The following is a 15325-nucleotide window of genomic DNA, read 5'->3' on the forward strand; positions in this document are numbered from 1 at the left end:
CGATCTCACCCGGTTCGATGCGGTAGCCGCGCAGCTTGACCTGGTGGTCGGCGCGCGAGACGAAGTCCAGGTTCCCGTCCGGCAGTACGCGTGCCAGGTCGCCGGTGCGGTAGAGCCGCTCCCCCGGTTTCCCGTACGGGTCGGGCAGAAAGCGCTCGGCGGTCTGTGCGGGGCGGCGGGCGTAGCCGCGGGCGAGTCCGATGCCGCTGACGCAGACCTCGCCGATGCCGCCGACGGGCACCGGACGCAGGCCCTCGTCGAGGACACGCATGGTGGTGTGCGGGATGGCGCGGCCGATGGAGACCAGTTCGGCGTCCTGGGGGCCTTCGAGGAAGTAGGCGGAGTTGCCGACGGTGATCTCGGTGGGCCCGTACTCGGCGGCGAGCCGGGTGCCGCCGGGGCCTGCCTTGCGCAGCCAGCGGTTGGCGAGCCGTCCGGTGAAGGAGTCCCCCGCGGCGATCACGACTCCGGCGAGGGAGGCGGTCTCCTCGTCCGTCAACTGCTGGGTGAGCAGGTCGAGATGGCCGGGGGTGAGCTTCACGAAGGCGTACGGGGCGCGCAGCGTGAGCAGCCGGCCGAGCTCGGTGACGTCGGCGTCCTGGCAGAGCAGATGGACCGGCTGGCCGGTCATCAGCGGGGTGTAGAGGTCCGGTACGCCGAGGTCGAAGGCGAGCGAGGAGAAGAACGGGGCGCCGCCCGTCCCCGCGCTCGCGTAGGCGTCGACGGTCCAGCCGAGGTAGTTGGCGAGCCCCCGGTGCGAGACCAGCACGCCCTTGGGGCGGCCGGTGGAGCCGGAGGTGTAGATGACGTACGCGAGGTGGTCGAGGTCGTATCCGCCGGGCGGCGGTACGAGCGGGGTGCTCGGGCAGCGCTGGAGGACGGCCCGGTCCTGCGGGTCGTCGACGACGACGAGCCGCACGCCGAGGCCCGCGAGGCGGTCCGCGTAGCGCCGTTCGGTGACGATGATCTGGGCCCCGGTGTCGGCGACCATGTAGGCGAGGCGGTCGTCGGGGTATCCCGGGTCGAGCGGCACGTACGCGCCGCCGGTCCGCCAGATGCCCAGCAGGGTGGAGACCACCTCGGGGCCGATGTCGAGCAGCACGGCGACGCTCTGCTCGGGTCCGGCGCCCAGCTCCCGCAGCAGGTGTCCCATCTTGCCGGCGTACGAGTCGAGTTCGCGGTACGTGACTTCGCGGTCGCCGTGGAAGACGGCCACGGCGTCGGGGGTCGTGGCGGCCTGGCTGGTGATGGTCTCGTGTACGGGGCGCAGGGCGCCGGCGTCGAGGGGCGTGCGGGTGCCGACCGGGTCGGTGCGGCCGGCCAGCAGCAGGGTGCGTTCGTCGGGGTCGAAGATGTCGAGCGCGGCGACGGGCTCCCCGGGCGCGGCGGACGCGGCGTCGAGCAGGCGCGCGTACTGCCCGGTGAGGCGCTTGGCGGTGGCGGGGTCGAAGAGCGCGGTCGCGTATTCGAGGGCGCCGTGGAGGGAGCCGTCGGGCCGCTCCTCAAGGTGAACGGTGAGGTCGAAGCGCGCGACGCCCTGTGGCACGTCGACGGCGCTCACCGCGACACCCGGCAGCCGCAGCGGCTCGGCGGCGCCGCCAGCCGCCTCGGCCAGGTCGAACATCACCTGGTAGACGGGGGTGGTGGACAGGTCGCGCTCCAGCTCCAGGGACTCGGCGAGCCGGTCGAAGGGGGCCGAGGCGTGGTCGAGGGAGGCGAGCACGGTGTCGCGGTTGGCCGCGAGCAGCTGCCCGAAAGAAGGATCGCCGTCCCAACGGGCCCGCATCACAAGGGTGTTGAACGCGTAGCCCGCCATGGTGACCAGCTCGCTGCGGGTACGGGCGGAGACGGCGGTGCCCACGGCGATGTCGCGCCCGCCGGTGTGCCGGGCGAGCAGCGCCTGGAACGCGGTGAGCGTGACCATGAACAGCGAGGCCCCGTGCTCCTGGGCCAGGGCGCGCAGCCGTACGGCCACCGGCTGGGGCACGGTGAACGTCTCCGTGTCGCCCGCCCACGACCTGACGGCGCCGCGGGGGCGGTCGGTGGGGAGGTCGAGCGGGGTGATCCCGGCGAGCTGCCGCAGCCACCACTCGGAGTCCTCGCGCACCTCGGGGCCGTCCTGGCGTGCGTTGAGCCAGGCCGCGTAGTCCGCGAACTGCACGGGTTCGGCCGCCAGCCGTGGCGTACGTCCCTCCGCACATGCCGCGTACAGCTCTGACAGTTCGGCGAGCAGCAGGAGCCGGGTCGCGGCGTCGCACACGATGTGGTGCAGCACGACGACCAGCAGATGGTCGTCGTCGGCGAACCGGGTCAGGTGGACCCGCATCGGCGGCTCCTGCGCCAGATCGAGCGGACGCAGCGCGGCATCCTTCAGGCAGCGCTCCGCCTCCGCCTCGCGCTCCTGGGCACCGAGCCCGCCACGGTTGGCCCGGACGAGGCCGGCCGGTCCCGGCGGGTCGATGATCTGGCGGGGCTCGGCGCCCTCCAGTACGTAACGGGTGCGCAGAATCTCGTGCCGCCCGGCCAGCAGATCGAACGCCTCGCGCAACGCCTGCTCCGCCAGCGACCCCCGCAGCCGGTAGGCCATCGGCAACACATACTCCGGAGCCTCCGGCGCAAGCTGATGCAGAAACCAGAACTGCCGCTGCCCGGACGACAGCGCAAGCGACTCCCCACGCCGCACCCGGGGTATGCCCCTGCCGGGCCGGGCCGCCCCCGCCCCCGCCCCCGCCCCCGAAAGCCGACGCCGCAACAGCTCCGCACGAAGCGCTGCGGCATCGGGCGCGGCGGATGCGTCGGGTGCGGCTGCGTTGGAGGCGCCCCCCTGCGGTCTGGTCACGAGTTGAACTCCCTGTGTGCGTCTGCCAGTTCTGCGTCGGTCAGCTCTGCGATCTGCGCGAGCACGGCCTCTTCGACGGCGCGGGCGAGGCCCGCGACGGTGGGCTGGTCGAACAGTGTCCGGGCCGCCAGCCTGATGTCGTACTCCTCCCGGACCCGGGCGATGACGCGCGCCGCCCGCAGCGAGTCGCCACCGATCCGGAAGAACCCCGTCCGGGCGCCGACGCGCGGCGTCGCGCCGCCCGGTTCCGCCAGTACGTCGGCCCAGATGCGGGCGAGGTTCTCCTCCAGCTGCCCCTCGGGTGCGACGTAGGACTCGTCGCCGCCCTCGGCGGTGCGGCCGGGGTCGGGGAGTGCGGCGATGTCCACCTTGCGGTGCCGGGTGAGCGGCAGTTTCTCGATGGGGACGATGTAGGTGGGCAGCATGTGGTCGGGGAGCGACCGTGCGCAGTGGTCCAACAGGTCGCCCAGGTAGGGGAGTTGTTGTCCGGTGGCGGGTACGCAGTAGGCGACAAGACGGGCCCCGTCGCCCCGGCCGCGCGGTACGACCACCGCCTCGCCGACGGCGGGGTGTTCGGCGAGCACCGCCTGCACCTCGCCGGTCTCCACCCTCCTGCCCCGGATCTTGACCTGCCCGTCGGCACGGCCCACGAAGTGCAGCGTGCCGTCGCCTGCCATCCTGGCCAGGTCGCCGGTCATGAACAGCCGGGAGCCGGACGGGCCGTACGGGTCGGGCACCAGGCGCCCGGCGGTCTGCCCGGGGCTGCCCGCGTACCCCCGGAACAGGCCGTTGCCGCCGATGCACAGCTCGCCCACGGTGCCCAGCGGCACCGGCCGCAGCAGCGGGTCCAGGACATGGGTGGTGACGTGCGGGTAGGGGCGGCCGACGGCGACGGCGTCCGCCGTGGTGTCGGCCTCCCAGCGGGTGGCCGCGATGGTGGTCTCGGTGAGCCCGTACTCGTTGACGAACCGCTTCAGCCGGCCCGCCAGGTCGCGGGCGAGCGCGGGCGGGCAGGGCTCGCCGCCGGTCTGGCCGATCAGCGGCCGGTCGCCGAGCCCGGCGTCGATGAGCATCCGCCACTGCGGGTACCCGACCTGGAGGTGGGTGACGGCGTGCCGGTCGATCAGGCCGAGCAGGGCGGGCGCGTCGGTGGTCTCCTCGTCCCTGGCCAGGACGATGCGTCCGCCCGCGAGCAACGGCATGACCAGTTCGGTGAAGGCGATGTCGAAGGTGACCGGCGCGGTGGCGAGCCATGCGTCGTCGCCGCCCTCGCCGAACCGCAGGTGCGCACCGCCGGCGCGCAGCGCCCGGACAAGCGCCCGGTGCTCGACTGCCGCACCCTTGGGGCGTCCGGTGGTCCCGGAGGTGTAGATCAGGTACGCGAGCCGGCCGGGGTCGCGGTCGGCGCCGGCGGTAGCTGCGGCGCGCGACGCGTCACCCCGTATCGCATCGGTGATCACGAACTCGCCCTGCTGGAACGGCTCCAGGCGCTTTGCGCCCAGCTCGTCGGTGAGGACGGCGGTGACGCGCGCGTCGGACATGATGTGCGCGATGCGCTCGTCCGGCGAGCCCCCGTCGAGCGGCACGCACGCGGCGCCTGAGCGCCACACGCCGAACAGTGCGGCGACGAGGTCGGCCGAGCGCGGCAGCAGGACGGCGACGGTCCGCTCGGGGCCCGCGCCGGCTGCCCTCAGCTCGTACGCGAAGGACGCGGCCCGCGCCTCCAGGTCCGCGTACGTCCACTCCTGCCCGCCGCACGTCAGGGCGACGACGTCGGGCGTGCGGCGCACCTGCTCCTCGAAGGCGGTGTAGGTGCACTCGTCGACGGAGCTGTCGGTCTCGTCGGGCGCTCCGAGGGCGACGAGCCGGGCGTGCTCGTCCGGGGGGAGCAGTTCGACGGTGGCGAGAGCAGCCGTGGGGTCCTCGGTGAAGGACTCAAGGAGGTGTACCCAGCAGGTCAGGAACCCCTGGACGGTCGCCTCGTCGAACAGCGCGGACGCGTAGTGCGCGGAGCCTTGCAGCGAGCCGTCGGCCTGGTGCTGCACCACGAGCGACAGGTCGGTGCGCGCCGAGCGCCAGCCCTCCTTGAGCGCGCCGAGAGCCGCCTCGGGGACGGCCGTCGCGGTGCGTCCCTCCTCGTGGAAGTCGAACACCACCTGGTAGAGGGGCGTGCGGGAGAGGTCGCGCTCGGGCTCCAGCTCCTGCACCAGCCGGTCGAAGGGCAGTTCCTGGTGCGCGAAGGCGTCGAGGACGGTGTCGCGCACCGAGTCCAGTGCGTCGAGGACCGTGCCGTCGGCGTCCGTGCGGCAGCGCAGGACGAGGGTGTTGAGGAAGAAGCCGACGGTCTGGGCGACTTCGGGCCTGTGCCGCCCGGCCGTCGGCATGCCGACGGTGAAGTCCGTACGTCCGGTCAGGCGGGTCAGCAGTACGGAGAACGCGGTCAGCAGGGTCTGGTGGAGCGTGGCGCCGCGCGAGCGGCCGAGGGCGGTGAGGGACTCGGCGAGCGCGGCGGGCACGGCATGGGTGACCATGCCGCCGACGCCGTCCCGTTCGGCGGGCCGGGGTCGGTCGGCGGGCAGTTCCAGCGGGGTGATGCCGTCGAGGACGGAGCGCCAGTGCGCGAGTTCGCCTTCGGCGTTCGCCGGGTCCGTACGGTGCTGCCAGGCGGCGTGGTCGGCGAACTGCACGGGTACCAGAGGCAGTTCGGCCTCCTCATCCGCGTGCAGCGCACCGCCGAGTACATACAGGTCGCGTTCCAGGAGGACGGACGACCAGCCGTCGGAGGCGATGTGATGGATCGTCAGCAACAGCAGATGGTCGGCGTCCAGCTCCCCCACCGATGCGCCGCCCGGGATCAGCACGGCACGCCAGACCGGCCCCTCCTCCAGGTCGAAGCCGGTGGCCAGCTCCTCCCGGGCCAGTGCGTTCATCCCCGCCCCGTCCGCGACCTCCGCCACCCTCAGCGGAACGGGTCCGCCCGGCTCCTGTGCGAGCTGCACCGGTCCGTCGGCGGCCAGTTCGTAACGCGTGCGCAGGATCTCGTGCCGGTCGGCGAGCCGCCCCAGCGCCTCCCGCACGGTCGGCTCGCTCCATGCGGCGGGCAGCCGCACCCACTGCGGGGACACCCACTCGGGGCTGCCGGGCCGCATCTGCTCCATGAGCCACAACCCCTGCTGTCCGTGCGACAGGGGAAGTCCCTCTTCGGCCCGCGGTACGGGGACGACCGGGTCGTACGCGACCACGGGCGCAGCCTCTCGGCCACCCGCCCGCGCCGCAGCGACCAGCGCCGCCTGGGTCTCCACGGTCGCCGCGGTGAACAGGTCGCGCGGCCCCACCGGTGCACCCAACTCATGCAGCCGTGAGGCCAGTTGAGCCAGCAGCAGGGACGAGCCGCCCCGTGCGAAGAAGTCGTCGTGCGCGCCGAGCGAGGAGAGCGGCAGGGACAGCAGGTCGGCCCAGACCCCGGCCACGGCCTTCTCGTCCGCGCTGCGCAGCTGCACGAAGCCCCCGTCCACCACCTCCCCGCCCGCCACCTCCCGCCCGCCACCTCCCGCCCGCCACCTCCCGCCCGTGCCGGGCGCCGGGAGCGCCGCACGGTCGGTCTTGCCGCTGGGGGTACGGGGGAACGCCGCGAGCGGCACAAACACGGCGGGCACCAGCGGCCGGGGCAGCACCTCACCCAGGAACACGCGTAGTTCGGCAGCGGCCGGGGCGGTTCCGCGCACCTGGACCCACGCCACGAGGCGCTGCCCGCCGACACCGTCGGGGACCGCGCCGGCGACGGCGTCGTCCACCCTGGGGTGCGTGCGCAGAGCAGCCTCGACCTCGTCAGGTTCGATCCGTACGCCGTTGACCTTGAGCTGCTGGTCCAGGCGGCCCCGGTACTCCAGTACGCCGTCGGCGGTGAGCCGCACCCGGTCGCCGGTGCGGTAGGCCCGCGACCCCGGCGGCCCGCCCGGATCCGGAACAAAGCGCTCCGCAGTGGCCCCCGGACGACCCAGGTACCCCTGCGCCACACCGGCGCCGGCCGCGTACAACTCGCCCTCGCCACCCGGCGGTACGACCTCGCCTTGCGCGTCGAGCACCAGGCAGCGCAGGCCGCCGATGGGGGCGCCGACGGGCACCGGGCCCCGGGTCTGCGCCGGGTCGAAGCGGTGCTCGGTGATGTCCACGGAGCATTCGGTGGGCCCGTAGGTGTTCCAGATCTCCACCTGCGGTACCAGCGCGAGGAGTTGGTGGCACAGCTCGGCATGCAGCGGCTCGCCCGCGCTGAACAGCAGCCGCAGCGCGCCGCAGCGGTCCCAGCCGGGGGCGCCGGCCAGCGCGCGCAGCACCGAGGGGACCGCCTGGAGGACGGTGATCCGCTGTGCGGCGACCGTCTCCAGCATCACCGCGGGGTCGCGTTCGGCGCCCTCCGGTGCGAGCACGACGGTGGCGCCGCTCAGCAGCGGTGCGAAGAGTTCGAGTCCTGCGGCGTCGAAGCCGATCGTGGTCTTCTGGAGCACCCGGTCGCCGAGGCCGAGACCGTGCCGTTCGGCCAGCCACCGCACCCGGTTGGCGATACCCGCGTGCGTGACCACCACACCCTTGGGGCGTCCGGTGGATCCCGAGGTGTGCAGTACGTACGCGGCGTCGTCGGCGTGCGCGGCGAAGTCGGCACGCACGGGCTCGCGCGCTTCTGCCGCACCCTCGAAGGCCGCCGCGTTCCCGTCCACCAACAGCGTTCGTACGTCAGCGAGTTCGGGCAGCACCCCGCGCGAGGCGCGTTCCGTGACCACGGCGGTGACCCCGGTGTCGTCGAGGATCCAGGAGAGCCGCTGCGCCGGGTGCTCCGGGTCCAGCGGTACGTAGGCCGCGCCCGTCTTCCACACCGCCAGGAGTACGGCCACCAGGTCGGTGGAGCGGCGCAGGCACACGCCGACCCGCCGGCCGGGTCCCGCACCGAGCGCGCACAGCCGGTGCGCCAACTCCTCGGCGCGGCACTCCAGTTGCGCGTAGTTGAGGCGCGCTCCGGACCCGCCCGCGCCCGCATCCTCGACCGCGACCGCCTCGGGCGTGCGCAGGGCCTGTTCGGCGATCAGCTCGGACAGCGGAGCGGACGGCGTCCAGATATCCACGAAACCTCTCTTCAACAAGCCAACAAGGCAGCACACCGCGCGGGAATAAGGAATTCTCAAGAGGGCAGCACGGCATTCGCTGCGTAAAACATGCGGAGGTGAATCCAGACCGTAACCACAGGCTCGGCACAGGGTCAAGATCACCGCTCCGGCTGTCCCGCCGGCGGGACGGAACACGGGGCGGCACAGGGGCCTCCGCCAGGCCAAAAGCCCTTCCGGCGCCGAGTTCCGGGCCCCGGGTCTTGCCCCGCACCCGTTATCTGTCCGACGGTCTGCGGAGTGGAAATCCAATGCACGGAAGCGAAAGGAAGAGACCGAATTGCTTTTCCCTCACACTAAATCCAAGCGGGTCGTGCTGCGTGCCGCAGGTGCCGAGGACGCCACTCAGGCGTACGAGATACTCTTCCGCCTCGGCGCTCCAGGACTTCCGCTGATCGACGATTACGTGAAATCGTTCGGCGACCGGCTCTCCGCCTGTTTCCTCGTGGAGAGCACGGAGACCGGGGAAGTCGTCGGGATGAGCACGCTCACGTCGCTCACGGCCGCCGGGCATCTCCGTATGGACGTCCGTCTCGCCTCGGACACGGCAGTCGAATTCGCCGCCGAAACCCACGCGTTGACGGCCAACTTCGCCTTCTCGATGTGGCGCACCCGGAAGATCTACGTTCATCTGAACTCTCCGGACACCTCGCCCGTCGGCTTCGGCCAAGCGTACGACCCGCTGTTCCGGCACGAGACCGTACTGCCCGAACACACCTATTTCCACGGCCGGTTGTGGGACGTCCATGTCCTCGCCTTTCACCGCGCCGACTGGGACACGCTCGGCGTCGAGCTGATCCAGAAGATCGTCTGAACCACCCGCCAGAAGATCCACCAGAAACCGACAAGAACCAGGAGGCGCGATGACCCAGCATGTGTGGGGGTACTTGCCGGAGTACGAGAAGGAACGCTCGGAGATCCTCGAAGCCGTGGACGCGGTCTTCAGCTCGGGGCAGCTGGTGCTCGGAAAGAGCGTCCGCGGCTTCGAGCAGGAATTCGCCGACTACCACGGCGTGGCCCACTGCGTCGGCGTCGACAACGGCACGAACGCCATCGTGCTCGGCCTGCGCGCCCTGGGCGTCGGCCCCGGGGACGAGGTGATCACCGTCTCCAACACCGCCGCGCCGACCGTCATCGCGATCGACGCCATCGGTGCGAAGCCGGTGTTCGTCGACATCGACTCCGACACGTACCTGATGGACGTCAGCCAGGTCGCCGCGGCCATCACGCCGCGCACCAAGTGCCTGCTGCCGGTCCACCTGTACGGCCAGTGCGTCGACATGGCACCGCTGGAGGCCCTGGCCGCCGAGCACGACCTGGTGATCCTGGAGGACTGCGCGCAGGCGCACGGCGCCCGCCACCACGGCCGGATCGCCGGGTCCATGGGCAAGGCCGCCGCGTTCTCCTTCTACCCGACCAAGGTGCTCGGGGCGTACGGCGACGGCGGCGCCACCGTGACCAACGACGCCGAGGTGGACGCCCGGCTGCGACGGCTGCGCTTCTACGGCATGGAGGACCGGTACTACGTCATCGAGACGCCCGGTCACAACAGCCGGCTCGACGAGGTGCAGGCGGAGATCCTGCGCCGCAAGCTGACCCGCCTCGACGAGTACCTGGCCTGCCGCAGGGCCATCGCCGCCCGCTACGAGGAGGCCCTCGCCGGCTCGGGCATCGTGACCCCGGTCCTCGCACCCGGCAACGACCACGTCTACTACGTGTACGTGGTGCGCCACCCCCGCCGGGACCAGATCATCGAGGAGCTGAAGAGGCACGACATCGTGCTCAACATCAGCTACCCCTGGCCGGTGCACACCCAGTCCGGCTTCAGCCACCTCGGCTACGCGAAGGACGACCTTCCGGTCACCAGCAGGCTGGCCGAGGAGATCTTCTCGCTGCCCATGTACCCCTCGCTGACCGACACCGACCAGGAACGGGTCATCGAGAAGCTGCTCGACGTCGCGGGAAGGCTCTGACCCAAGTGACACACGTCGTGGAGCCCGGCCCGCACGGGTACGCCGCCGCACGCCGGGAGGCCGACGGACCTTCCCTGACCTCCTCGGCAGAGTTCCACCGGTGGTGGGACGAGAGGCTGCGCTCGGGCGGATTCTCGGTGGAGCGCATTGCCTTCGACCGCCTGGACTCCTGGGCGTTCGACCCGAGGACGGGAAACCTGGGCCACGACAGCGGCCGGTTCTTCACCGTCGAGGGTCTGCGGGCCCGCGAGGGCAGCCGGGACGTCCGGTCGCAGCCGATCATCCACCAGCCCGAGATCGGGATCCTGGGGATCGTCGTCAAGGAGTTCAACGGGGTCCTGCACTGCCTGATGCAGGCGAAGATGGAGCCAGGGAACGTCAACACCATCCAGCTGTCGCCCACCGTGCAGGCCACCCGCAGCAACTACACCCAGGTCCACAAGGGCAAGGTGACCCGCTACCTGGAGCGGTTCGTCGGGCCCGACCGGGACCAGGTGCTGGTGGACGTGCTCCAGTCGGAGCAGGGCGCCTGGTTCTGGCGCAAGCGCAACCGGAACATGGTCGTCCTGGCCACCGGCGACGTGCCGCTGGCCGACAACTTCGTCTGGCTCACGCTCGCCCAGGTCCGCGAGCTGACCCAGCGGGACAACCTGCTCAACATGGACGCGCGGACGGTGCTCTCCTGCATGTCCTTCGCGCTGCCCGACAAGGCTGAGACCGCTCCGGTCGACGCCTTCGGTGCGGCGCTGGTCCGCTCGTACAAGGATGAAACGGCGGACGGCGGCGGGACCGGCGGCGGGCACGCGCTGCACACCCAGCGCGAGATCCTGAGCTGGTTCACCGAGGCCAAGACCCGGTGCGAGTGGTCGGCGCGACTGGTCCCCATGAACGAGGTGGCGGGCTGGACCCGCAACGACCGGGAGATCGCCGAAGCCGGCGGCGGCGGCAAGGACTTCCGCATCATCGCGGTGGAGGTCGCGGCCAACACCCGCGAGGTCGCCGGCTGGACCCAGCCGCTGCTGCACCCGTACGGCCAGGCGCATGCCGCGTTCCTGACCCGTCCCATCGACGGGGTGCTGCACCTGCTGGTGCGGGCCCGGCCCGAGTACGGGCTGATGGACCAGGTGGAGATGGCCCCCACCGTGCACCTGCTCCCGGGGCAGGACCTGGACGACGTGTCCGAGCCCTTCCTGCGGGACGTGCTGCGGGCCGGTGCGGTCACCTCCCGGTACGACCAGGTGCTCTCGGAGGAGGGCGGCCGGTTCTACAACGCACTGACGCGCTACCAGATCCTGGAGGCACAGGAGGACTTCCCCCTCGATGTGCCGCCAGAATTCCGGTGGGTGACGGTGCGTCAGCTGATGGACCTGCTGTGGCACGGCCACTACCTGAACGTCGAGGCCCGGTCCCTGCTCACCTGCCTGTACAGCCTGCGCTGATACCAGTACCAGCGCCTCTCACCCCCTCACGTCGTACGCCATCACTTTCGGAAGCTGGTCGGAATGTTTGAGGCAGCACACGTCACCGAGATGAACATTCGGGATGCGTACCGCATCGCCCCGAACAAGTACCCGGACAAGCGCGGTTGGTTCTTCGAGGCGTTCCGGGCCGAGGTCCTCACCGACATCGTCGGCTACCCCTTTGTCGTGGGGCAGGCGAACTACTCGCTCAGCCGCCGCAACACGGTCCGCGGCATCCACAGCACCTCGCTGCCGCCGGGCCAGGCCAAGCTGGTCACCTGTGTGCGCGGCGCCGTGCTTGACGTGGCGGTGGACCTGCGGGTCGGCTCCCCCACCTTCGGCATGTACGACGTGACGCCGCAGGACGAGGAGTCCGGCATGGCGGTGTACCTGGCCGACGGCATCGGCCATGCCTTCCTGACCCTCACGGACGACGCATGCATGAACTACCTCTGCTCGGAGGCCTACGTCCCCGGGACGATGATCGAGGTCAACCCCCTCGACCCGGACATCGGCATCCCCTGGAACCTCGCGGAGCCGCCGGTCATGTCCGAGAAGGACGCCACGGCGCCCACCCTGTCCGAGGCGCAGGCCCTCGGCATGCTGCCGTCCTACGAGGACTGCCTCGCCCACTACGCGGCACTGGCGAAGCGCCCGGCCGGCCTCTGATCCCCTGCCCCGCGGAGGGCCGGCCGTCGCCCACCGTCCCATGTTGCTGAGCGGAGTTCTTCCATGTCCGTAGATACGCGCGCCCAAGAAACGCGCGCCCAAGAAACGCGCGACAGACTGCGCATCGGCGTCATGGGGTGCGCCGACATCGCCTGGAGGCGCACCCTTCCGGCCATGGCGGGCAACCCGGCGGTGGAGATCGCGGCGATAGCCAGCCGCAGCAAGAGCTCCGCCGTGGAGTTCACCGACCGCTTCGGCGGCGTCCCCCTGGAGGGTTACGAGAGCCTCCTCGACCAGGACGGTCTCGACGCGCTGTACATCCCGCTGCCCGGCCTGCTGCACGCCGAGTGGGTGGAGAGGGCGCTGCGGGCGGGCAAGCACGTCCTGGTCGAGAAGCCGATGACCGGCAGCCACGCCGAGACCGTCCGGCTGGTGGAACTGGCCCGCGCCAGCGGTCTTGTGCTGCTGGAGAACTACATGTTCCTGCACCACTCCCAGCACGAGGCGGTGCGCAGGACCCTCGCCGACGGCGCGATCGGCGAACTGCGCGGATTTTCCAGTACGTTCACGATCCCGCCCAAGCCGGCCGGTGACATCCGGTACCAGAGCGAGGTCGGGGGCGGCCCGTTCCTGGACTTCGGCGGCTACCCCGTGCGCGCCGCGCAGTACTTCCTCGGCTCGGAACTGCGGGTGGTGGGCGCCGTGTTCCGCCACCACGAGGAGCACCGGGTCGCGATGTCCGGCAGCGTGCTGCTGTGCACGCCCGACGGCATCCCCGCCCAGCTCACCTTCGGCATGGAGCACAGTTACGGCAACAGCTACAGCCTGTCCGCCAGTACGGGACGGCTCACCTTGGACCGCGCCTTCACCCCGCCGCCGACGTACCAGCCGGTGCTGCGGATCGAACGGCAGGACCACAGCGAGGAGCGGACGCTGCCGGCCGACGACCAGTTCGCCAACATCGTCGACACCTTTGTGCAGGCGGTCCTGGGCGAGCGGTGCGTACGGGAGCACCAGGAGGGCACGCTGCGGCAGGCGGCCCTGATCCAGCAGATCCAGCGGGTCGCGTACCACACGGCGATCTGAACACCCGCGCAACGCAGAAGCCTCCCGGACCACCTGAAGAGGGAGGGTCCCGGAGGCTTTCGCGTGACGGAAGTTGAAGAGTTACGGCAGGAAGCCCTCCACCCGAACCCCGAACTCCTCGCGCTCGCACGCGTTGTACACCCACTGGGACAGCGCGATGTCCAGCACGCCGAGCCCGAACGGGGAGAAGACCGCGACCCGCTCCGGATCCCGCCGGAAGCCGGACTCCCCGGACAGCAGCTCCCCGATGCTCGCGTCGATGAACTCCCGCCCACCGGTGGCCTGTTCGGCGAGGTGCAGCGAGGTGCGCTCGCGGCACACGTGGTCGGCGTCATCGACGACGTTCTGGGCCCCGAGTATCGCGTCGACCGTCAGGTCGCGCAGCGAGACGTGCAGCACCGTGGCGCCCGGCGCACACGCCGACAGGTCCATGTGGGGCTCGCCCGCCGTGGTGGCCAGGGACACCAACTGGTGTGCACCCAGCGCGTCTTGAGCACTCTCCGTCAGCACGAACCTCAGGTCCGGATGCCCCTCCCCCGCACGCGCCGCGAAGTCCGCCGCGCGGTCGGCGTCCAGGTCGAAGACGACCACCTCGCGGATCGACGGCAGGGCCGCCTTCACGAAGCGCAGCACCTCGCGGTTGATCGGCCCGCAGCCGACGAGCGCGATGCCGTACGGCTCGGGCTCGGTCACCAGCTGTACGGCGGCGAGGGCCGCCGAGGCGGCGGTGCGCCGTGCGGAGATCACGGACGCCTCGACACAGGCCCGCGGGCCGCCGTCCTCCATGGAGTTGAGCAGGATCGCCGCGCTGGCCCGCTCCTTGCCCCGGGCCACGTTCCCGGGGAAGCTCGCGATCCATTTCATGCCCGCCGCCGGCTGCTCCCCGCCGGCGTACGCGGGCAGGCCGATGATGCGGTCCCGGGGGCTGTCGGGGAACCGCAGGAAGACCGAGTGCGGCACAGCGGTCCTCCCCGCCTCGTGGAGCCGGTAGGTGTCGCCCACCAGCGCGAGGACCGCGTCCTCCTGGCCCTCCAGGACGTGGCGTACGTCACGGTGTCCGATGATCAGCACGAAATGGTCTCCTTGGCGTCGGGAATGTCGGGGATGTCAGTAATGCTGGAGGGTTCGGGGCTGCTGCCGTACGGCGGTCCCACGGGCTCCGCCCACAGGTGCGAGACCTCGCCGAAGTGGCGGCGTACCCAGGTGTCGGAATAGACGGTGTCGAGATAGCGGTCGCCGCCGTCCGGGAGGACCAGCACGACGGTGGACCCGGCCTTGACGGCGGGCGCCATCTTCTCCAGGGCCGCGACCAGCGCACCCGACGAGCCTCCGGCGAGCAGCGCCTCGCGGCGCACCAGCCGGCGGCAGCCGACGACCGCCTCCAGGTCGGTGACGTGCACCACGTGGTCGGCCGCCGTGGGATCGAACAGCGAGGGCGTCACGGAGGTGCCGTGCCCCGGGATGAGCCGGGAGCACGAGACGGGCGAGTCGAACAGCACGCTGCCCACCGCGTCGACGGCGACGACGCTGGTGCGCAGGCCGCGCTGGCGCACGTACGCCGCGCAGCCCCCCAGTGTCCCGGTGGTGCCGGCGGCGCAGAAGACGTAGTCGACCCGGCCGTCGAGGGCCTGGTCTATCTCTCGCATCGTCGTCAGGTGAGCTTCGGTGTTGCGCGGGTTGGCGTACTGGTCGGGCACGTACGAGTACGGCGTCCCGGCCGCCAACTGGGCGACCCTGTACAGCCGTTGGGGGAGGTACTCGCCCGAGGCCGGGTCAGGTTCCGTGACGACCTCGACCTCGGCGCCGTACGCGCGCAGCACCGCGAGGTTCTGCTCGGTCGTGCGTGCGTCGACGACGCACACGAAGCGCAGCCCGAAGTAGCAGCAGACCTGTGCGAGGCCGACGGCGAGATTCCCGGAGCTGGACTCGATGACGGTGTGCCTGCCGGGCACCAGCTCTCCGGCGCGCACCTTCGCCAGCAGCATGTTGAGCGCCGGGCGGTCCTTGATGCTGCCGCCCGGGTTGAAGCGCTCGACCTTCGCGAAGACCCGGAAGTCGAAATTTGCCGCCAGTTTCTCCAGCTCGACCAGAGGCGTACCCCCGACGGCCGAGAGGATTCCCTTGACGTGCGGTTCCCCCATG

8 protein-coding genes and 2 pseudogenes are annotated in these 15325 nt (G+C 71.3%); 5 read left to right on the plus strand and 5 right to left on the minus strand.

The window, feature by feature from the left end; all coding sequences use genetic code 11:
* Positions 1-16 precede the first annotated feature (16 nt).
* From SLUN_RS42595 to SLUN_RS13820, 3 genes and pseudogenes are all read right to left on the minus strand, one after another.
* Positions 17-1216, minus strand: a pseudogene (locus SLUN_RS42595) (amino acid adenylation domain-containing protein); the annotation flags it as partial.
* 168 nt (positions 1217-1384) lie between these two features.
* Positions 1385-2839 (minus strand): annotated as a pseudogene (locus tag SLUN_RS42600) (condensation domain-containing protein); the annotation flags it as partial.
* Complete coding sequence (locus tag SLUN_RS13820; RefSeq protein ID WP_159100247.1) at positions 2836-7956, minus strand: non-ribosomal peptide synthetase; 5121 nt, start codon at positions 7954-7956, stop codon at positions 2836-2838. The pseudogene SLUN_RS42600 and the gene SLUN_RS13820, both read right to left, overlap by 4 nt.
* Positions 7957-8275: 319 nt before the next feature.
* Here SLUN_RS13820 and SLUN_RS13825 point away from each other — a divergent pair, with 319 nt between their 5' ends.
* From SLUN_RS13825 to SLUN_RS13845, 5 genes are all read left to right on the plus strand, one after another.
* Positions 8276-8809, plus strand: a complete 534-nt coding sequence (locus SLUN_RS13825) for a GNAT family N-acetyltransferase (protein ID WP_159100248.1) — start codon at positions 8276-8278, stop codon at positions 8807-8809.
* Between the two features lie 49 nt (positions 8810-8858).
* Entirely contained in the window at positions 8859-9968 is a 1110-nt protein-coding gene (locus SLUN_RS13830; RefSeq protein ID WP_108148776.1) for a DegT/DnrJ/EryC1/StrS family aminotransferase, read from the plus strand.
* 5 nt (positions 9969-9973) lie between these two features.
* Positions 9974-11407, plus strand: coding sequence for an NDP-hexose 2,3-dehydratase family protein (locus tag SLUN_RS13835; RefSeq protein WP_218929496.1), 1434 nt, complete (start codon positions 9974-9976; stop codon positions 11405-11407).
* Between the two features lie 63 nt (positions 11408-11470).
* Positions 11471-12097 (plus strand): dTDP-4-dehydrorhamnose 3,5-epimerase family protein, encoded by a 627-nt coding sequence (locus SLUN_RS13840; protein ID WP_246339700.1) that lies wholly within the window; start codon positions 11471-11473, stop codon positions 12095-12097.
* Between the two features lie 63 nt (positions 12098-12160).
* A complete protein-coding gene (locus SLUN_RS13845; RefSeq protein ID WP_108148777.1) occupies positions 12161-13183 on the plus strand; it encodes a Gfo/Idh/MocA family protein in 1023 nt (340 codons plus the stop codon).
* An 81-nt stretch (positions 13184-13264) separates the two neighbouring features.
* Here SLUN_RS13845 and sbnB read toward each other — a convergent pair whose 3' ends face one another.
* Together sbnB and sbnA are read right to left on the minus strand one after the other, a co-directional pair.
* A complete protein-coding gene (sbnB, locus tag SLUN_RS13850; RefSeq protein WP_108148778.1) occupies positions 13265-14254 on the minus strand; it encodes a 2,3-diaminopropionate biosynthesis protein SbnB in 990 nt (329 codons plus the stop codon).
* Positions 14248-15324: a 2,3-diaminopropionate biosynthesis protein SbnA gene (sbnA, locus tag SLUN_RS13855; protein ID WP_108148779.1), complete on the minus strand. Its 1077-nt coding sequence runs from the start codon at positions 15322-15324 to the stop codon at positions 14248-14250. The genes sbnB and sbnA overlap by 7 nt, the downstream gene beginning before the upstream one ends.
* Position 15325: the final 1 nt, after the last annotated feature.

It is taken from the genome of Streptomyces lunaelactis (assembly GCF_003054555.1).
Classification (GTDB): domain Bacteria; phylum Actinomycetota; class Actinomycetes; order Streptomycetales; family Streptomycetaceae; genus Streptomyces; species Streptomyces lunaelactis.

What these genes read in the sequence shown, in the direction of transcription:
- sbnA (WP_108148779.1), bottom strand. Translation starts at nt 15,324, where the DNA reads ATGGGGGAACCGCACGTCAAGGGAATCCTCTCGGCCGTCGGGGGTACG.
- SLUN_RS13830 (WP_108148776.1), top strand. Translation starts at nt 8,859, where the DNA reads ATGACCCAGCATGTGTGGGGGTACTTGCCGGAGTACGAGAAGGAACGC.
- SLUN_RS13845 (WP_108148777.1), top strand. Translation starts at nt 12,161, where the DNA reads ATGTCCGTAGATACGCGCGCCCAAGAAACGCGCGCCCAAGAAACGCGC.
- SLUN_RS13840 (WP_246339700.1), top strand. Translation starts at nt 11,471, where the DNA reads ATGTTTGAGGCAGCACACGTCACCGAGATGAACATTCGGGATGCGTAC.